Source organism: Paenibacillus polysaccharolyticus, assembly GCF_900102085.1.
In the GTDB taxonomy this organism is placed as follows: domain Bacteria; phylum Bacillota; class Bacilli; order Paenibacillales; family Paenibacillaceae; genus Paenibacillus; species Paenibacillus polysaccharolyticus.
Map to the genome: position 1 here is coordinate 308,288 of NZ_FMVM01000003.1, position 20,082 is coordinate 328,369.

The window sequence follows — 20,082 nt, forward strand, 5'->3', positions numbered from 1 at the left end:
CTCGGCAATGTCAATGCAACCAGGTTCCTGATCATAGGGTAACAAAAACTTAAGATACTGCGTTTTCCATTGTAGGCAACAGGATTTCAAAAACTTGACCATGTTGCAAAATGGTAATGCCACGGCCTTTGTCTCTCATTACAACAACCTCAGGCTTTGTAGACATACGCTCCAGATAATGCTCAGGCACGTCACCAGAGTGACTCACAGTAATGCCTTCAACTTCTTTTTCTTCATTCTCCGCCATTTCCTGTTCAACGATTTGTTCAAAAATATCGGAGAAGGCTTCAAAATTGTCAGTGTACACGGAAATGCATTTCATCGTTATTCATCCTTTTCTACTTATGAATTTAATTTTCGTTTTCGGGTGGTGACACGTTCCTTATCTTTCCTGATCTGGGACGTTTTCATACGTTTCTTCCCTTCCCTGCATATGTCTAAGAGCGGACAGATATGGCATTGGGGAGTTTGAGCCTTGCAATGGTAGCGTCCAAAAAATATAAACCGGTGATGAGTTATTGTCCACTCATCCCGAGGTACGCGCTTCATCAGTTTCTTCTCGACTTCAAGTACGGAGTCATCCCAACCCGCGAGCCCCAGTCTCTTCGACACACGTTCAACATGAGTATCTACAGCGATCGCCGGTACTCCAAACGCATTTGAAACGACAACATTCGCGGTTTTACGTCCGACACCTGGCAGGGTGACAAGCTGATCATGTTCCTGCGGTACATCGCCGCCATACTGCTCTATTAAAATTCGGCACATGTTCTGGATATGCTTGGCCTTGTTTCGGTACAATCCAATTCGGCGAATATCCTGCTCCAGCTCTTCAAGAGGAACCATTAGATAATCGGCCGGGCTTTTGTACTTTTGAAACAAATCTGCAGTGACCTTGTTCACCGTTTCGTCTGTGCACTGCGCAGATAAAAGGACCGCTACCGTTAGTTCAAATGCATTGCTGTGATTTAACTCGCAATGTGCATCAGGAAACATGGCTTCCATGGTTTCGAGTATATGTCTTACCGTCGCTGCATTCATGAAGGGCTACCTCCCACAAGTCTGCTCCACACTGTATAGCCTTACTTCAAGCTTCAGCCAAGTAGCTTGGCGGGGATCCAAAAAGCTTGCAAAAAAAACGTCTTGATGCGGGAAAGATCCCGTATCAAGACGGTCATTCTTTTGATCCTCGAAAAAGAAACGATTACTGTTTTTGAATCTCCATCACAACGTTGTTCAGGAGATACAATACAATATTATCATTATCTCTGAGAGATTGCACGCTTAAAGTATTGTCACCCTGGTGAACAAATACATTAGATCCCAGTGCAAAACGGTAGTTCATGTCTGATGTTGTTTCGCGTTTAACCAAAATCTGGTTACCCACTCCATCATAAGACCAGAACTGTTTACTCATGACAGTAAGCACTCTGAAACGCGTGGAATTATCTGTATCTTTAGTCATTTCCACACGGTCGCCAACCGTGAGGTTAGTCAAAGATGTTAATGTCGAACCGGCTTTAACAACTTTAACAGGTCCACTCACAGATACTTTATCTGTCGCACCATTAAACTGTTTCAATGTAACCGAAGTTGCATCCACTGCAGTAACCTCAGCCAGCGTACGTTTAACCACTTGAACAGCCTTCGGTGTAACTCCTTCAAACGTTACATTAATCAAATTGCCTGCAGTCAACTGGGAAGGTGTAATGGATTGACCACTTTCGCCAGTCAATACCGCTTGATCCACATAAAACTGACTTGTAAGCAGATCTGATTTTACCCGAACACGACCGTTGGATTCCATGGAGACCACTTCGAATTGAGCAACTGTTTTCAATGCAATCTTCTGCGCTACATCCTGATTTGTTCCAAGGGTAACCGCAACATTATCCCCTACCTTCAAATCAGACAGACTAGCCGTTGATTTGTTATACATTTCAACCGCTGGTGCTGTCGTATAAGGAACTGTAATCGTCTGGTTGCCAGATAACAAGCTGATTTTTCGGTTTGTTGTATCAATATTACTAATTGTGCCTTCGTATTTGTAAATTATCTTCACAGACAATGCACGAGTTCCCACATAAGTCAGATCCAGTTTGCGTCCGTCGTTGAGCAAGGACTCCAGACCTGCCAGTGTCGGTTTGACTGTGTTATAGTCCATTTTTGTTTTCTCATCCAGTGTGAATACATAAGGTTTTTTATTTGCATCCAGTACAGTAAGCACTTTGGTCTTACTGTTATAGGATACAACTGTAGCCCCGTTCAGAGGCTCCATTTGCCGGCCAATCACCTGAATGCGAGTTACCTGGTCATCACTGTTTAATGTTAATTCAACCTTGTCACCATTGTTCGCATCTGTAATCAGGTCATTCAGCGTTGCATCTTGAATACCATTAATAATCACTTCCGGTTTCTCGCTCAGCAATTTTGCTTCAAGTGAACCTCCATCACGTTTATACGTCAATGTGGATTGGTTGCCGCCGATCTCAACTAATGTTCCACGAACGGATTGTTCTACGCCCTGATTCAGCTCAATTGTCTGCAGAACACTGTCTTTGACAGTGTATTTCACAGTGCTGCCTGCCTTCAAATCAGCCAAAGACAAAATGCGGTTTTGATAACGAATAATTAGATTATCTGTATACGTATACTGCTCTGTTGCCCCCGCAGCATTCACGAGCTTGATCGTTTTTCCGGAAGTAACCACTTCCGCAACTACACCGCTGTCACTCTTGTTAACGATACCGGATTTAACCCGGATGACCACTGTTTTTTTGTCAGCAGAGAACGTCTCGCGCTGTACTTCAATGATGCTGTCCACTGTAATATCAGACAATTTAATTGCTTTTCCGTTCTGATCCATGAATGCAGTATTCTCATCATAAGTATATGTTTCATAGTTTTCGCCTACAAAGAGACCGATTTTGTTCCCGGACAATGCACGCGCAAACGTACCTTCTACGCTCTCCATTTGTTGCTTGGCATCAACAACCTCCACATAGGAAGCTGCACCTGCCGAACCAACGATAAGAACTTTCGTATATAGTTTCACATCCGATGCAGATGCTCGTGTTTCACTATCTTTGGTAAAGTACGGGGTATTGCTGTTCACTGCATAGTTAACCGTTTTGCCGTCAACTAGTAGCGTGATCTGCCCGTCTTTCAATCCGGTAACATAACCCGTAGAAGTATTCGGATACTTCGTATCCGTCAACGATTCACCACGACTAAAAAATGTCGCAAGCTGAGCACGAGTTACAGAGCCTGTCGGATTGAACTTGTTGTTTTCCAAACCTTTGGCCAGATCCAAACTAACAGCCAGATTTACATACCCTTTCGCACTGTCTGAAATATTTGCGTTGTCAGCAAATCCAGTGGACTGATTATTCTGTGCTTTCGCTTCAGCATCTTTGTTCAACGAGCGGATTAATAGTTTAGTAATCCATTCACGAGTTGCCGGCTTTTGTCCCCATGTTGTTTTGGAGACATCAGATGATGCTTCTTCCGTTTTATCCACGAGTCCCAATTGAAGTGCAAGCGCAACATATGGCTTAAAGTAGTTTCCTACTTGCATATTTGTCGGTAATGCCGCAGCCGTGCTCGTGTTCAACTGCGATTCCATATTCATAAAACGGATGGCCATCGTTATCGCTTCTTGTTGCGTTACCGCGTCCCCTGGACGAAACAGGCCGTTATTGCCGAGAAGAATACCTTGATACGCCAGCTTGTATACATGTTTCTCAGCCCAGTATCCAGCCTTGATATCACTAAACAAACCTGTTGGTGCAGCCGTACTTTGTACTGCCGTATTTTGGCCCTGTCCCGTTTCTGTTGTGTCTGCTGCCATAGCAGCTCCACCCGCGCTAAGGGCCATCATGCCTGCAAGCACGGCTGATACTACTTTTTTAGAGTGTGATGGATGGTTATATTTAAAAGTCACCTATGATTCCCCTCTCTCATATAAAAACGACCTCAATCCGTGAGTCTACGGTAACGCACTTGAAGCAAAACTTAATTGGATCTTGTCATTGGATGTTCAAGATCCACATGTCCCATCAAACTTTCAGTTGATTTACCATCTACCAGCAGATCAAGTGATTTTACCTCATCGAACTGGAAGAACGTTTGTTTCAACGCATCGATGGCAAACGATTCACCACCAGCACCAAGACGTGCCGTATCCGGCATATGAATATCCAGTGTCAGTGCTCCATCCTTGAATTGAACTGATTTCAGCTCAATATCTTTGGACCATAGCGGAACGAGCTTCTCATCTTTGCTTTGCTGCAAAGAAGCAAAAGCCTCTTTATATTTGTCATCTTCCGATGCAAACGTAATTTCGGCTGTCGCTTTGTGAAGTTCCAGCTCCTCCGGATCGGTATAAAACACTTCGATAGACTTCTTCTCCTTGCTGTCGGATGTTGAAGGTTTGTCCGTAGATACTTCACCAGAAGAAGCTCCACCAGAAGACGTTGTTCCCTCCGAGCTTCCGTTCGCTGAGTTAGATGGTGTTGTGTTATCCTCGGAACCAGCTGTCGTAGGGTCGGTAATGACCTGACCGTCCACTTCTGTAGCGCCGTTCCCTGTTTGTGTCTCTGATCCCGCACCTTGTGTCTGGTTTGGAGCAGCTGTCGGTTTACTACCACATCCAGCAGCTACGGCCATGACCGTTACCAGCAAAGCTGCGATCCATATTTTTTTGTTCATTCTAACTCATCCTCCTCAGCATAAGGGTTGTCCCTTATTGAATTCCCAAATACTCCTTGATCCCAGCAACAATACCTTTGGCTACATTGTTCTGGAAATTTTCCGTAAACAATACAGCTTCATCACTCTTGTTGCTAAGGAATCCTCCCTCTAACAGCACCGCAGGCATCGTTGTTTCACGGGTTACGTGGAGACTGGCCATTTTTACTCCCCGGTCTTTTAAACCGGAAGACTTCACGAGATACTTGTGCATAATATTAGCCAGTTCCTTACTAACCGAGCGGGAATAAAAAGTTTCTACCCCCGTTGCCGCGACAGGGCCGCTATTCGCATGAATGGAGATGAAGATATCTGCATTTATGTTCTGTGCAACCTTCACACGTTCTTTCAGTGCGAGAAATGTATCATCACTACGTGTTAATACGACATCGATCTGAGGCTCTTTTTTCAGAAGTGCCTCCACTTTTAATGCCATGGCAAGATTGAAATCTTTTTCTCTTTTGCCTGTAACACCAATCGCTCCAGGGTCTTGATCTCCGTGCCCCGCATCGATGACTACAACTTTCTTGCCATTCCCACCAACGGGCGGAGCAGGTGTGCTACCTTGATTGTTTAGATCAATGATGAGCAATCCTGAATCGTTCTGCACACTGTACCCTTTGGCACCTGTCAGATCAATAACAAACCGAATGGTAGAAGGACTGTTGCTATATAAGGAATAACGAATTTGAGACACATCTGGATAACCGTTAACAACGAGTTGACCATTTTGATTGCTATCCAGCGCCTGACCTTGACTAAACGAATCCGCAAAAGCCGTATTTGGCAGATCAATTACAATTCGATCCGGGCCGTTCATCGTAAATACGTTCGGCTTTGTGCTTCCACTTGTAGCAATCATGAAACGGTTGTCGCTAAAGCTAATACCGTTCACTTGTACAAGACCTTCCTGACTCGATCCTCCGCCATCGTTACCAGAGTTCGGGGGAGTGGTTGTCCCGTTTCCGGAACCTGCATTCTGGGTAACTAATGTTACCGTCTTCGTGGTGTTGTTCCAACCCACCTTAAGACCCATTTGCTCTCCGATGAAACGGAGTGGTACTAAAGTCGTACCATTTTTTACGAGGGGCGGGGCATCCAGGTCTACGTTACTGCCGTTCACTGTTGCCGTCTTCTGTCCAACAATCATCTGCATGGCAGTGTTGTCTTTGCTAATCGTCACCGTTTGCGACTGTTGTTTCCAATCGACAGAGTATCCCAAACTTTCGGAAACCGTACGAATCGGAACCATCACCTTACCATTGATGTTATCCGCTTTCGCATCCGAAGGCTGTACGATCTCATTCCCGTCTAGGATAATTTTCGTGTCTGCTGCTGCATGACTATAGCCCGGGAAAACGAGCCCAAAGACAAATAACAGTACCAAAAAACCGAACTTCTTCATCCTTCACCCCTACCAATCTCATATTTTTTTGCCGCATGTTGTAGGCTTGCAACTTTCACTGCGCACTTGGGCATTACCAGACACCTATTAGACGTCTCCCAATCTCAAAAGTTGCGAATATATTCCAACATAACAGAAAAAAAACGTTGTCAAATCAAGCTTTTTTTACATTTTAATGTCTTATTTTTTCCTAATTTATCAATTATGCATCTTGAAACAACGGTCTTCCCTACTCTGCATATTTACGAAAAATCCCATTCTACAAACTCAAATAATCTAAAATTCCGTCGACAATCGCTTGAGCACACTGATCCTGATATGACTCTGTAAGCATCAGAGCTTCATCGGTTGGATTGCTCAAAAAACCCAATTCAAGGAGTACAGCCGGCATCGATGTTTCCCGAGTCACGTGCAGACTCGCCACTTTTACACCGCGATCTTTAAGTCCTGTAACAGGTAATACGTGCTTGTGAAGGATTTCCGCTAAACTTTTACTTTCTTTTCGTGTGTACAATGTTTCTATCCCGTTTGGAACCGGAGTTGTGAATTTGTTTCCATGAATGGACACAAACAGATTCGCCTGGTTCAGCTTCGCTATATCCACACGTTGTTGCAAGGAAAGTTCTGTATCATCCTGACGTGTAATCACGGTCTGAATGTTGTCATGCTGTTCCAGAAGCGCCTTCACTTTAAGTCCTACCGCTAGATTAAAATCTTTTTCGTAAGCACCTGATACACTGACTGCGCCAGACTGACGTCCACCATGTCCAGGGTCAATAACAATCACTGTTTTACCGTTATTCTCCGGTAAGGCTGGCTGACTACCCGATGTTCCATTCGCAGCTGAGAGATCAACGAGCAACACGTTATTCTCTCCAAGTGACCAGTTTGCTGTTGTACTTTGATTTAGATCCAAAACCACTCGCACCGTCGATGGCGACTGGCTGAACATGGCAAATCGGACTTTAGAAACAAGAGATGAGTCCATAACATCGATTTGCCCACTTCCGTCCGGATTCGAAGCCTGTCCCTGTACAAATGTCTGTGAAAAGGTGGTATTCGGCAGATCTACAATAATCCGCTCAGGCCCGCTAATACTAGACACTTTAGGGCTGATGTTTCCATTTGTCGCAACGATTAAACGGTCTCCGCTGTAACTTATGCTTTGCAGTTCCGTCAAACCAACCGGGGCAGGAGTCACCACCGGATCACTGTCAGGCTCCGTATCTACTACAGGTGGAATACTAAACAGGCTAACCGTTTTAGTACCATTGTCCCATCCTACCTGTAGTCCCATGCCCTCACCTACAAAACGCAAAGGTACTAGTGTTGTACCCTGTTTAATCAAGGGAGGTGCATCCAGATTGACGACATTTCCATTAATCGTAGCTGCATCTTTGCCAGCCGTCATCTCGATGGAGCTATTGCCTCGCTGAACGTGCACCGTTTGCGTTGCCTGTTCCCATTTCACGTCATAACCCAGGTTTTCGGATACAATCCGAATCGGAACCATGACCGTTTTCCCAATATTCTCTGCGGGTGCTCCTACTTTTTGGTCAATGGTGACTCCATCAAGCACGATCGAAGGCGCACGGTCTGCATGAGCCATCACTGGGAAAAGACAAAGGAACAGAAAAAAAATGACTGCTGCCGACCATTTCTTCATTCGTCATCCACCATTCTAGTTAAGATATGTAGATTTGAGGCCTGATTCACTACCAGTATTACGCTATGTACCCTTCCATAATCTACTATCCAGTCTATCAGATAATGTCTAGTGATCCGGTTACAACGTTGTCATATTTAGTCGGAAAATAACAAAGCAAAGAAGCCTCCATCTTGAACAAAGGAACGTGAACATTCCTTGTCCAGATGGAGGCTTGGTGTTTAATCACTTTATTTAGCCAAAAAGTTTAGCCGCATGGCGCTCTTCATAGGCAGTAATCGCATCATCATGTTGAAGTGTCAGACCGATGTCATCCAGTCCTTGCAACAGGAATTGACGACGGTGTTCGTCCAGATCAAAATCGATATGCAATCCGTGTGCGTCTGTAATCGTTTTGTTTTCCAGATTCACATTCATCTCATAATTTTCATGCTTTGCTGTACGCTGAAACAAGTCTTCTACCTGCTCTTCGGACAGTTTAATCGGCAAAATTCCGTTTTTGAAACAGTTGTTATAGAAGATATCCGCAAAAGATGGTGCAATGACACAACGGAATCCATAATCCATAATTGCCCATGGTGCATGCTCACGGGAAGACCCGCAACCAAAATTAGCACGAGAAATTAGAATTGATGCTCCTTCATAACGAGGCTTGTTCATTTCGAAGGAAGGATTGTTGTTTCCCTCTTCATCAAAACGCCATTCGTAGAACAAAAACTGTCCAAATCCGGTGCGTTCAATCCGCTTCAAAAATTGTTTCGGGATAATTGCGTCTGTATCTACATTGACCCGGTCTACCGGTGCCACGATGCCTTGCAGTGTTTGAAATGCTTCCATATGTTCCGTTCTCCCTTCTGGCGATTATCGCTTAGATCGCTGCTTCTGTTTTGAAATTCCAGTCACGTACGTCTACAAAATGTCCTTTAACCGCTGCCGCTGCCGCCATTGCTGGTGACACCAGATGCGTACGTCCTCCGCGTCCTTGACGTCCTTCAAAGTTACGGTTGGAAGTAGATGCACAACGTTGTCCCGGCTTCAGTACGTCCGGATTCATCGCGAGGCACATACTGCAGCCTGCGTCACGCCATTCAAAACCAGCTTCAGTGAAAATTTTGTCCAAACCTTCTTCTTCCGCCTGGATTTTAACACGTCCGGAGCCTGGTACAACAATAGCAGTTACATTACTGGAAACGGTGTGACCTTTGGCCACTTTTGCCGCTGCACGCAGATCTTCAATCCGTCCATTCGTACAAGAACCGATAAATACATAATCAATCGGAATCTCTGCAATCGGTGTTCCAGGTGTAAGTCCCATATATTCAAGCGCTTTTTCAGCCGCTTTACGCTCATTTTCTGTAGGCAGTTCTGCTGGTACAGGAACTTTGGAAGAAATATCGGTTCCCATGCCTGGGCTAGTACCCCAGGTTACTTGTGGGATCAGTGATTCCACATCAATTTCAACGACATGGTCAAACTCAGCACCTTCATCCGTCACAAGCTCTTTCCATGCTGCAACAGCTTCATCAAACTTAGCACCTGTAGGAACATACTCGCGTCCACGCAGATATTCAAACGTTGTTTCATCCGGAGCGATCAGTCCTGCTCTTGCTCCACCTTCAATGGACATGTTACATACCGTCATACGCTCTTCCATGCTCAGTTCACGGATGGATTCCCCTGTATACTCGATAACATAACCTGTTGCAAAGTCTGTGCCGTACTTGGCAATGACCGCAAGGATCATGTCTTTCGCCGTAACACCCGGGTTACGTTTGCCGACAAAACGAACTTCCATCGTTTTTGCTTTTGCTTGCTGCAAACATTGTGTTGCCATAACGTGTTCCACTTCACTTGTTCCGATACCAAATGCAAGTGCACCAAATGCCCCGTGAGTAGATGTGTGGCTGTCGCCGCATACAATCGTTTTACCTGGATGAGTCAGGCCCAGCTCAGGTCCCATAACGTGTACTACACCTTGGTCAATCGTGTCCAGATCGTACAACTTCACGCCGAAATCACGGCAGTTCTGAGACAGTGTGTCAATTTGCTGTTTGGAGATCGGATCTGTAATGTTGAAACGATCCTTCGTTGGCACGTTGTGATCCATTGTTGCAAATGTCAGCTCTGGACGGCGAACTTTTCGACCGCTCAGACGAAGTCCTTCAAATGCTTGCGGAGATGTTACTTCGTGCACCAGGTGCAGGTCGATATACAGAATGCTTGGTTTTCCTTCTTCCTGATGAATTACGTGGTTTTCCCAAATTTTCTCAAACATCGTTTTTTTACTCATCATTTTCACCTCATCATAAGTTCGGTCCTTGGAAGAGCTTCGTGCATCTTTGTCTAAAAGTGAAGCTCTTGAATGACCTAAATATATCACCCCGTCCTTCATTGTTCCAAGATATAATATCTATAGATGTGATAGGTTTAACCTATAATAAGACAAACAGTAATAAACCACTGTAGAATACAGAGGTTTTAATTGATAACAATTATCATTATCATGTATAACTTATACTACGTGCATGTCTCGGCCCTGTCAATGCTTTAATTTCTCTTTTCGAATTCTTGTCCGGGCCATGCTTCCCTGATAAGAATAACGAACCCGTGCTCATTAATGTTATAATAACGACATCGATGAAAGGAATGACGTATCATTATGGAATTCAGACAACTTCAATATACACTACAGATTGCTGCTGAACGGAACTTCTCACGAGCCGCAGAAAAATTACATATTGCCCAGCCTTCACTCAGTCAGCAACTGTCCAAACTTGAGAAGGAACTTGGCGTATTGCTTTTTCAACGGAATACCAGCACTGTTGAGCTGACACACGCGGGAGTTACTTTTGTTGAACAGGCCCAAAAGATTGTGGATGCCATGGAGCTGTTGCGTCAGGAAATGTCGGATATCTCGCAGCTTCGCAAAGGAAAGGTTGTTGTAGGCAGTATGCCGATTACCGGTTCTCATCTGCTTCCGCATGTGCTCCCAGCCTTTCAACAAGCGTACCCCGACATCGAAGTAACTTTGTTAGAAGATTCCGGGATTACACTCGAAAAGTTAACAGCCAGCGGCAAAGCTGACCTCAGCCTGCTCTCTCTACCTTTGCAGGAGTCCAGTTTGTCTTATGTCAAGATTGGCGAGGAACGTATAGATTTGGCTGTACCGCCGAACCACCCTTTGGCTCATCGAGGAACCCCGGGCCATCTGCAGCCTGTGCGGATTGATGAGCTTCGGGATGAACCCTTTGTTGTATTAAAAAAAGGACAGGGCTTCCGCAAGCTGACGTTTGATCTCTGCGAACAGGCCGGTTTTGACCCGCAGGTGGTTTTTGAGAGCACCAACATTGAAACATTGCAATCTCTGGTGGCAACAGGCATGGGCATCACTCTGGTTCCCCGTTTTATCGCCCGTGCACCCCGCAGTGAGTTCGTGCCTGTATATGTCCCACTTGCCGATCCAACGCCAAGTCGTACGCTTGTCGTCGCTTATCGTCAAGGGCGCGTCCTATCCAAGGCAGCCGAAGCTTTTATACAGACTTTTCGGCAAACCGTTGCCGAGCTTTCCAAAACAGATTAAACCGATGCTGTAACAAGTTCGTGGATTTATGATTTGCATAGTGTAATCACAAGTTGACGAGAACACTTATAAGCTCTTACCAAAAAAGCCGTCCACATAGTCTAATGACTACGGGACAGCTTTTTTCGTTTACAGACCAGCTAAACAACTGACCCACAAACAATGTAGCATCTTTTGTTACAGCACAATGTTGCTTGTTAATACATAAAATTATGGCAAGTAAGCACTCGCTATTCACGCATCAACCTTCATTTCACTGTCACTGTCATACCACTTAACTTTTCTTGTCTCAAATAATTGCATATATATCATAGCTTATCTAGCATGTCTCACATCATCTTAATACGTAACCTTCAGTTATTCTGCGCAAGCATGATTCTATCCTTTACCTTCGCAGATTACGATCACTTGTCAGCCTGTTCTGTTGATCCATGGCGCGTCCTTCTTCCTGCGAATTCTCAGGGGGTGACAAGCCTCCTGTCCCATTCTCTAAGAATGCTCTTAAGTGATCTACCCTTCTGTTGCCTTGTTCCAGTCTCCTGAGCGTATCTTTCACATGGTTGTCCATTGATTGATCATCCTCCTTGGTGACGGGATAGTTATTATTACCCGCCTCCTGGAGCGATAAACAGCATATGCCATTTTTTTAGAGAAAAACTATTTCCCGCTAAAATAAATGCTTGGTCTGCGATCCTCAAACACCGGGATACGTCCGCGAACTTCGTCAACCAAACCAGGACGGATGACTCCAGATACAATCTCTTCGCCTTCACCGCCTTCAGCTACAATCTCTCCCCAAGGGTCGATGATCAAGGAGTGTCCAAAAAATTCAGTGTCTCCCCCTTTGCCGACGCGGTTACACGCAATAACATACATCTGGTTCTCGATAGCCCGAGCAGTCAATAATGTGCGCCAGTGATGCAGACGAGGATTAGGCCATTCAGCAGGCACAATTAATGCACGTGCACCATTCAGAGCGAGGGTTCGAGCTAATTCTGGAAACCGAATATCATAACAGATCGATGCCCCCGCCGTCAGACCGTTGCCGAGTTCAAACATTTCAGGCTGTGCACCCGGCTCCAAGTATTTTTCTTCATCCATTAGACGAAACAAATGAAGTTTATCATACCGTGATACTTCTGTTCCTTCCTCATTATAGGCATACATCGTATTGTAGATCTGTCCGTCACGCTTCTCGGCAATCGAACCGCCTACGATGGAGATTTGATGTTTTTTCGCAAAAGCAGACAGCCATTCTCTTGACGTCTTCCCTTCCGGGTCAGCAAGCTCATGAATTTGCGGCAAAGCATATCCGGTGTTCCACATTTCGGGAAGCACGGCCAGCTTTGCATCCGGATATTGCTCCACTGCGCGTTCAAGCAACCTCTGCATATGTTGATGGTTAGCTTCCGGATCTCCCAGTTTAATATCCCCTTGAATCAAAACAACCCGCATTTCCCCTTGTTCAGTCATGACCCAACACTCCTCCGAACTGTAATACTTGATATCATAGCTTGATCCCTAGAAAATTCGCAACCGTATTAACTCAGATGACTACCTAACAGTTCAGGTAACCTCTCCAGCAACTGGTCACATATCTGTGCATCACCTGAATTCCAGGCCAGTTCCTCCAAAGGATACACACGCCCTTGTCTTACAGCCGTAAGAGCTCTCCACTCTGGACTCTGTATCAGTTTCTCTGTCGCCTGCCGTGCATCTGGCTCCTGAGGTAGCATGAGGAACAGATAATCTCCAGCATATTCTTGAACCGCATCAGCCGAAATCTCTTTGTATGCTCTGCCTGCTGCAAGAGCTTCCTGCACCTTATGAACAGGCCTGAAACCAAATGGGTGATATAGTAATGGCGCAAGTCCGATATTTCCCATCACAAACAAGCGAGCTCCCCGATGGTATGTGAGTACTGAGGCTGTTTCTCCCAGATGAATTATTTTGCTAATCTTCTCCCACATCTGCAATGTACGTTCTTCATACGAACTCAGCCATCGCTTGGCTTGTTTCTGCCTGCCAAACCAGTCCCCTACTCTCGTCAAACGTTCATGAAGAGGCGCATGCGAATTGTAAGCCAGCGTAGGCGCAATGCGCGTTAATTGCTCATACTGATGCTCATCTTCACTATCTATAATGATCAGATCCGGCTTCAAACGAATCGTCTTTTCAACATTGATCGGAGTGCCTGCATTATACTCCTCATCCTCAATTAAATGGATATCTAATACTCGCAAATCTCCCGCAGTATCTCCATAATAGATCACTCGCTCTGGATTAGCGGGAATACTTACATCGTGTCCTAACCAATCCTGAACCAAGGTCTGCTGTTGAATAGATCTGTCATACTGACGAGGAGATAGTCCGGTAATCTGGCGAAAACGTCTGTTAAAATAATATTCATCTTTGAATCCGACACGGCTCGCGATATCACGTAAAGGCTCATCTGTCTTGCGTACCCAATCTTTGGCATGCTGAATTCGAACATGATTGATGTAATCAAGCGGTTTCTGACCAGTACGTTGCCTGAACATTGTCGTGTATAGTTTAGGATGAACATCAGCCATATTCGCAAGCTTATGGACCGTGATTTCATCTCTGTAACACTCATCAATATACTGAATAGTCCGGGTTAACCTGGACTCCGAATTTGTATCCGTACCTTTTGTGGTATAACGAGTTATGATCCGTTCCATCCATCGCTGAAACCCCACATTTAGATTGCAATACTCCGCATCATTTTTATAATTTCGGGATGCAAACAATTCGACTAACACTCTGCTCACAGACTCATATGTAGCATCGTTGAACTGAGCGCGTTGCTGAAATAAAGGCGGTGAATACCACTTGAGATGGCCGGACAAAAGCTGAAAAGCATCATATGCCATAACCGTATAAGTCAAATGGTTTGAATTCCTGTGTTCCAGCTGGTATGCCTCGCCCGGAGAAATCGGATAGATACAACCCGCATTAAAAGGCCAGTATTCCTGACCGATGTACAAGTGCCCTTCTCCTTCTTCACAGATTAAAAATATATGTTTATCACACTGCACCTCCAGCATGATTTGATTAGATCGTTCAATGCGTCGCTCCAGATGCTCCAGCCGAAACATGAATGTCGAAAAAAATAATTTATCTTGATTCACATCCAACGTTTTCATGTTCATTTATCTCCTAGCACTGTTGAGAATTATTATCATTCGAAACTCTATGGAGTCATTATAGTCTAGTACTAATCTTATATCTAGATCATTTTGTAATGAGCTCCTTACAGATAATTCGTATCAAAAAAGCGCTCAACCAAAGTTGATCGCTTTTGGGTATTTTATTTGAAATCTACAATGGAGTTCCTGAAGTTTTAAGATTTAATTTGGTGGTGTTTCGATTGTCGGATTCCCTTGAACTTCATCATTGAATCATCTGCTCGGGCAGCTCCTTCAATAACCATTCTCTGGACATCGCATCACCCGAAGCTTTGACAATATCAAAATGATACACCTTGCCAGCTTTAACGGCGGGCAGGTTTTTCCATACTGCGCTGTCCATCAATTCCTTGGTGGACTGCTTGGCATCATCCGTTACTGGTTCAAGGATAAATATCCGATCACCAGCAATTTCTGTCATTTTTTCCGTAGAAATCTCCGCAAATCCCATTTCTTCATTCAATAACTTCTGGATTTCAGGTGTTGGTTCCATCCCATTCTTGCCATATAACAACTGAGGTAACCCGGCTCCAGCCATCACAAAAAGACGATTCCCCGGATACATCGTAAACACCGATGCTGTCTCTCCTTCTTTTAGGCCATGATCACGAAGCTTTTTCCACATTTGCTCTGTTGCAGTTTGATGCGCTGTAATCCAGTCCTCTGCCTCCTGTTTTTTGTTTAACAGATCGCCTAACGTTCGCATGCGCTCCTCCAATGTTGCGAATGAATCAAAGGTTACTGTAGGTGCGACTTTTGAGATCTGATCATACTGTGCTTCATCACTATTCGAAAAAATAATCAGATCCGGGTTCAATCCAACGGCTCTCTCTACACTAAACGGAAATCCCACATCTTCCGAATCCGCTACCTGGTCGTCAAACACCATGCCTTCCTGCCGAAGTATGCCCACCGGGATAACGCCCAGTGCGACCAGATCCCCGGTAACTTCGCCATGATAGATTACACGTTGAGGAGTAACAGGCACAGTCACGGTATGACCTGTCCAATCTTTGAACTGTCTTGTCTGTCCGACGTTATCCTCATCTGCAGAAGTTTGTTTTCCGGTTTCCGTGTCTTTACTTGCCTGATTAACCGATACATTACCTGGATTCTCTGAAGCTGGCGCAGATGTCGATGCCTCGTTTGAACATGCGAATAAAAGTACAGACAACGCTGTGACTGTCAATAAAAGGGCCGTATTTCGGAACTTGTTATGGAACTTGCTTTGCATCTCTATTTTTCCCCCTGTTTGATGTGCTCTCAAGATTTTTTAAATGATATTGATTATCATTATCGTAAAATATCTTAACTCATGGATTTTCTGATCTCAATGGATAAACTTGAATTTTGCATTTCCCTTTTGTACAAAAATGTTCTTCCTCACTTCTATCTCCCTCTATACAGCTCGGGATTGACGTGATAAATTAATGAGAACGTTTTGCCATAAATGAACATCATGGAGTGATATATACGATGACGAATTCAGAACATAGATCTTCTCTTTCCGCCTTTCCAATTCCCTCTGCAAATGTCATGTCACAGTTGCCAACGCAATTTTTTGCGACCCTTGTTCAAAATGTGAACCGCGAGATTGCGAGCGGTCATGATGTCATTAATCTGGGGCAAGGTAATCCTGACACCCCTACTCCACCGCGTATTGTTCAATCTTTACAGCAATCGGCTGAAAATCCCCTTTATCATAAATATTCTCCGTTTCGCGGGTATGCCTTCCTGAAGGAAGCCGTTGCCAAACGTTACAAAGAAGATTACAACGTTGATCTTGATCCCGAGACCGAGGTCGCTATTCTATTTGGTGGCAAAACCGGACTGGTTCAATTACCTCAAGTCTTATTGAATCCCGGGGATGTATGTCTCGTTCCCGATCCAGGGTATCCTGACTATTGGTCAGGCGTTGCTCTCGCGCAGGCGCGTATGAGCTTCATGCCTCTATTGAAATCCAATGCATTTCTACCCGATTATGAAGCAATCTCCGCTGATGATCGGCAGAAGGCCAAGCTTATGTTCCTGAACTATCCCAACAACCCAACCTCGGCCACCGCTCCGCTATCCTTTTACGAGGACACTGTTGAATTTGCGATTCAGAATCAGATTGTCGTTGCCAGTGATTTTGCTTATGGTGCAATTGGATATGACGGGCGTCGTCCTGTCAGTTTCTTGCAAGCTCCAGGAGCCAAAGAGGTAGGCATCGAGTTCTACACCCTCTCCAAAACATATAATATGGCAGGATGGCGTGTCGGATTTGCACTGGGGAATGCGGAGATCATCTCTAAAATCAATCTGCTACAGGATCATATCTATGTCAGCCTGTTTGGCGGTATCCAAGCTGCCGCTGCGGAAGCTCTGACAGGCCCGCAGGACTGTGTCACTTCACTGGTCGCACAATATGAATCTCGTCGTGATGCATTTTACGAGGCGCTTTCCGCGATCGGTTGGCAAGCGTCCAAGCCGGAAGGTTCATTCTTTGGATGGTTGCCTGTGCCGGAAGGATATACCTCCTCTGGTTTGGCTGAAATTCTGCTACGAGAAGCGAAGGTTGCTGTCGCGCCTGGTATCGGTTTTGGCTCCCACGGAGAAGGTTACGTACGCATAGGTCTTCTGAGTGATGAGCAACGACTGCGTGAAGCGGCGGAGCGAATTGGGAAGCTTCATCTTTTCAAATAAGTGAAAGCTGAACACATGGCTACAATCTCTTTGCATATGCCAACTTTCCATGGTATGTTATAAGAAATAGTAAACGAAACGTGATGACGGGACCAGTAAGAGAGAATCAGCTGCGCACAGAGAGTAAATTCCATCTGGCTGCAAGAATTTACCGCGGCTTCTCTCCGAAACCTACCCCTGAGCGGCCTGTTGTGTACAGGACAGTGCCTTCTGTTACAGGGCATGAGCCGGATGATCTGATCATGATCATCAATAAAGGTGGTACCGCGGAAGTAACGAACTTTCGTCCTTTTTTAACCAAAGGACGGGAGTTTTTTTTGTACCTAAGCAGACTGCTTCGCAATCACTGATTAATTATGTTTAAGGAAGTGAAATCATGACTTCACGTATTGTCGTTAAAATCGGAAGCAGCTCATTAACCACTGAAGAAGGCGGATTGGATCGCCAGGCGATATCCTTTTTCGCAGATGAAATGGCCTCGCTTGTTGCTCAGGGCCACGAAGTTCTGCTCGTCACTTCTGGTGCCGTTGCTGCCGGATTCCGGGAGATCGGTTACCCTCAGCGTCCCAAACAACTACATGAGAAACAAGCGGCTGCGGCGGTTGGGCAGGCTTTGCTGATGCAGGCATATCAACAGGCTTTTGCGGCGCACCGCGTTACTACAGCGCAAATATTACTGACCCGTACCGACTTCCACAGCCGTAAACGCATGGGAAATGCGGGTATGACCGTAGAGGAACTGCTCAAGCAAGGGGTCATTCCGATTTTTAACGAAAATGATACTGTATCTGTCGACGAATTGAAATTCGGTGATAACGATCTGTTATCTGCGCTGGTTGCCAATCTGGTCAAGGCACAGCATCTGATCATCGTTACAGATACGAATGGGTTGTACACTGCTGATCCACGTAAAGATCCTACCGCGAAGCGATACGACCGTATACCTGAAATTACAGCCGAGATATATGCATATGCCGGCGGTTCGGGATCAGCTGTAGGCACAGGCGGTATGCGCTCCAAGGTGGATGCGGCCAAAGTCGCCACACGCGGAGGTGTTCCTGTTTTTGTAGGCAGTGTGAAAGAACCTGGGGACATGCAACTCGCTTTGGATGGAATCGGAAAAGGAACTTATTTTGAGACCAAGCTGGCCTCACTCTCTCGCAAAAAACAATGGCTTGGCTTCATGTCCACTCCGCTTGGGACAGTTGTTGTTGATCATGGTGCTGAGGAAGCGCTCGTTCACGGTGGGCACAGTCTGCTTCCCGTAGGCGTAAAGCGAGTTCTGGGAACATTCCATGCGGGCGATGTGGTCGAAGTACTTGGCCCCGATGAGTCGCTACTCGGACGTGGCATCGTCAATTACGATGATGATCAGCTTCGTCAGATCGCGGGACTGCCAAGCGGCGAGGTCATGAAACAGCTGAACAGCATCCATAGACTTGAAGTGATTCATCGCGATGAATGGATTACCTTGAAATAATAGCTGAACTAGAGGAGGATTTAAGATGAGTGAAGTTAGAGAAAAAGCAAGTAAAGCCAAAGCTGTCGTCACCGAATTAAATCGGCTGAGTACGGAACAGAAGAACGCCGCACTGCGCACTATGGCTGACGCCTTGATTGCTTCGGCGGATGCCATCATTACTGCAAATGTGGAAGATCTGGATCGCGGCAGAGAACAAGGCACTCCTGAATCCATGCTGGATCGTCTGGCACTGAATAAAGAGCGCATCACAGGCATCGCTGAAGGCTTACGTCAGATCGCGGAATTACCCGATCCTGTGGGCGAAGTGCTGGAAACTTTTACACGTCCGAATGGCCTGCACATCGAAAAATCAAGAGTTCCGATTGGCCTGATTGGCATTATTTATGAAGCTCGTCCTAACGTGACGGTTGACGCTGCAGGCCTTTGTCTCAAAACAGGCAATGCTGTACTCCTACGCGGCGGCTCCTCCGCTCTCTCCTCCAATCGGAAAATTGTGGAGGTGCTACATCAAGCGCTGGCAACTACGGCAATGCCTGCAGATGCACTTCAGTTGGTAGAAGACGCAGACCGTGCTTCCGTTGACGAAATGCTCAAGCTGAATGGACTGCTGGACGTTATCATCCCACGTGGTGGTGCTTCACTAATTCGCACTGTCGTAGCGAACGCAACGGTACCGGTCATTGAGACGGGTGCTGGCATCTGTCATACCTATGTGGATGAATCAGCGGACGAAGCTATGGCGACCGATATTGCTATCAATGCCAAAGCACAGCGCCCATCGGTATGTAACTCTATGGAAACCTTGCTACTACATGCGAACTATGCAGAAAAGCATCTCCCAACTCTGGCTGAGCGCTTCCGTGAAGCAAGTGTCGTTCTAAAAGGTTGTGAAACGGTGCGGCGCCTTGTTCCGACAGCGGCCCAGGCCACAGAGGAAGATTACGCAACAGAGTATAACAATTATATTTTGAACATCCGCGTTGTAGAAAATCTGGATGAAGCCCTGCAGCATATTGCACACTATGGAACGAAGCATTCCGAATGCATTGTGACCCGTGATGCCGCGCATGCAGAACGGTTTATGCAAGAAGTTGATGCGGCGGCTGTCTATCATAATGCTTCCACTCGTTTCACCGACGGATTCGAATTCGGATACGGTGCCGAGATTGGAATCAGTACACAGAAGTTGCATGCACGGGGCCCAATGGGACTACCTGCACTGACGTCAAGTAAATACCGGATTACAGGCAATGGTCAGATTCGTCAATAATTTTTGAGCAACCAGTTATATAGGAGGAACGATAT

The 20,082-nt window shown here is 45.6% G+C and carries 16 protein-coding genes and 1 other annotated feature; of the genes, 4 read left to right on the top strand and 12 right to left on the bottom strand.

Annotated elements, in window-relative coordinates; all coding sequences use genetic code 11:
• Window positions 1-49: 49 nt before the first annotated feature.
• The 8 genes from BLQ13_RS06040 to leuC form a co-directional block, all read right to left on the bottom strand.
• A complete protein-coding gene (locus tag BLQ13_RS06040; RefSeq protein ID WP_090917088.1) occupies window positions 50-322 on the bottom strand; it encodes an NAD/NADP transhydrogenase alpha subunit in 273 nt (90 codons plus the stop codon).
• Between the two features lie 20 nt (window positions 323-342).
• Complete coding sequence (gene nth / locus BLQ13_RS06045) at window positions 343-1,041, bottom strand: endonuclease III (RefSeq protein ID WP_090917090.1); 699 nt, start codon at window positions 1,039-1,041, stop codon at window positions 343-345.
• A gap of 163 nt (window positions 1,042-1,204) precedes the next feature.
• The gene (locus BLQ13_RS06050; RefSeq protein ID WP_090917092.1) at window positions 1,205-3,943 is read right to left on the bottom strand and encodes an S-layer homology domain-containing protein; all 2,739 of its coding nucleotides are present in this window, start codon (window positions 3,941-3,943) and stop codon (window positions 1,205-1,207) included.
• Window positions 3,944-4,014: 71 nt separating this feature from the next.
• Window positions 4,015-4,710, bottom strand: coding sequence for a GerMN domain-containing protein (locus BLQ13_RS06055; protein WP_090917094.1), 696 nt, complete (start codon window positions 4,708-4,710; stop codon window positions 4,015-4,017).
• A gap of 34 nt (window positions 4,711-4,744) precedes the next feature.
• Window positions 4,745-6,154, bottom strand: a complete 1,410-nt coding sequence (locus tag BLQ13_RS06060; RefSeq protein ID WP_090917096.1) for an N-acetylmuramoyl-L-alanine amidase family protein — start codon at window positions 6,152-6,154, stop codon at window positions 4,745-4,747.
• A 259-nt stretch (window positions 6,155-6,413) separates the two neighbouring features.
• Window positions 6,414-7,820 (bottom strand): N-acetylmuramoyl-L-alanine amidase family protein, encoded by a 1,407-nt coding sequence (locus BLQ13_RS06065; RefSeq protein ID WP_090917098.1) that lies wholly within the window; start codon window positions 7,818-7,820, stop codon window positions 6,414-6,416.
• A 234-nt stretch (window positions 7,821-8,054) separates the two neighbouring features.
• Window positions 8,055-8,657, bottom strand: coding sequence for a 3-isopropylmalate dehydratase small subunit (gene leuD / locus BLQ13_RS06070; RefSeq protein WP_090917100.1), 603 nt, complete (start codon window positions 8,655-8,657; stop codon window positions 8,055-8,057).
• Between the two features lie 31 nt (window positions 8,658-8,688).
• Window positions 8,689-10,110 (bottom strand): 3-isopropylmalate dehydratase large subunit, encoded by a 1,422-nt coding sequence (gene leuC, locus BLQ13_RS06075; protein ID WP_090917102.1) that lies wholly within the window; start codon window positions 10,108-10,110, stop codon window positions 8,689-8,691.
• Between the two features lie 369 nt (window positions 10,111-10,479).
• On the opposite strand from leuC, the gene BLQ13_RS06080 reads away from it, so the two are divergent.
• A complete protein-coding gene (locus tag BLQ13_RS06080; RefSeq protein WP_090917104.1) occupies window positions 10,480-11,400 on the top strand; it encodes a LysR family transcriptional regulator in 921 nt (306 codons plus the stop codon).
• Window positions 11,401-11,785: 385 nt separating this feature from the next.
• On the opposite strand, the gene BLQ13_RS06085 is transcribed toward BLQ13_RS06080, so the two are convergent.
• From BLQ13_RS06085 to BLQ13_RS06100, 4 genes are all read right to left on the bottom strand, one after another.
• Window positions 11,786-11,968 carry a hypothetical protein gene (locus tag BLQ13_RS06085; RefSeq protein ID WP_090917106.1) on the bottom strand — a complete coding sequence of 61 codons (183 nt, stop codon included), beginning with the start codon at window positions 11,966-11,968 and terminating at the stop codon, window positions 11,786-11,788.
• A gap of 89 nt (window positions 11,969-12,057) precedes the next feature.
• The gene (locus BLQ13_RS06090) at window positions 12,058-12,873 is read right to left on the bottom strand and encodes a carbon-nitrogen family hydrolase (RefSeq protein ID WP_090917109.1); all 816 of its coding nucleotides are present in this window, start codon (window positions 12,871-12,873) and stop codon (window positions 12,058-12,060) included.
• Window positions 12,874-12,941: 68 nt separating this feature from the next.
• Window positions 12,942-14,567 (bottom strand): ABC transporter substrate-binding protein, encoded by a 1,626-nt coding sequence (locus tag BLQ13_RS06095; RefSeq protein WP_167375652.1) that lies wholly within the window; start codon window positions 14,565-14,567, stop codon window positions 12,942-12,944.
• 247 nt (window positions 14,568-14,814) lie between these two features.
• Window positions 14,815-15,843 (bottom strand): ABC transporter substrate-binding protein, encoded by a 1,029-nt coding sequence (locus tag BLQ13_RS06100; RefSeq protein ID WP_090917113.1) that lies wholly within the window; start codon window positions 15,841-15,843, stop codon window positions 14,815-14,817.
• Between the two features lie 242 nt (window positions 15,844-16,085).
• Between BLQ13_RS06100 and BLQ13_RS06105 the strand changes: the two genes are divergently transcribed.
• The 3 genes from BLQ13_RS06105 (at window position 16,086) to BLQ13_RS06120 (ending at window position 20,047) form a co-directional block, all read left to right on the top strand.
• Window positions 16,086-17,294 carry a pyridoxal phosphate-dependent aminotransferase gene (locus tag BLQ13_RS06105; RefSeq protein WP_090917115.1) on the top strand — a complete coding sequence of 403 codons (1,209 nt, stop codon included), beginning with the start codon at window positions 16,086-16,088 and terminating at the stop codon, window positions 17,292-17,294.
• Between the two features lie 74 nt (window positions 17,295-17,368).
• Window positions 17,369-17,588 (top strand) — a binding site (T-box leader).
• 82 nt (window positions 17,589-17,670) lie between these two features.
• Window positions 17,671-18,774, top strand: coding sequence for a glutamate 5-kinase (gene proB, locus BLQ13_RS06115; protein WP_090917119.1), 1,104 nt, complete (start codon window positions 17,671-17,673; stop codon window positions 18,772-18,774).
• Window positions 18,775-18,799: 25 nt separating this feature from the next.
• A complete protein-coding gene (locus BLQ13_RS06120; RefSeq protein ID WP_090917121.1) occupies window positions 18,800-20,047 on the top strand; it encodes a glutamate-5-semialdehyde dehydrogenase in 1,248 nt (415 codons plus the stop codon).
• The last annotated feature ends 35 nt before the right edge of the window (window positions 20,048-20,082 follow it).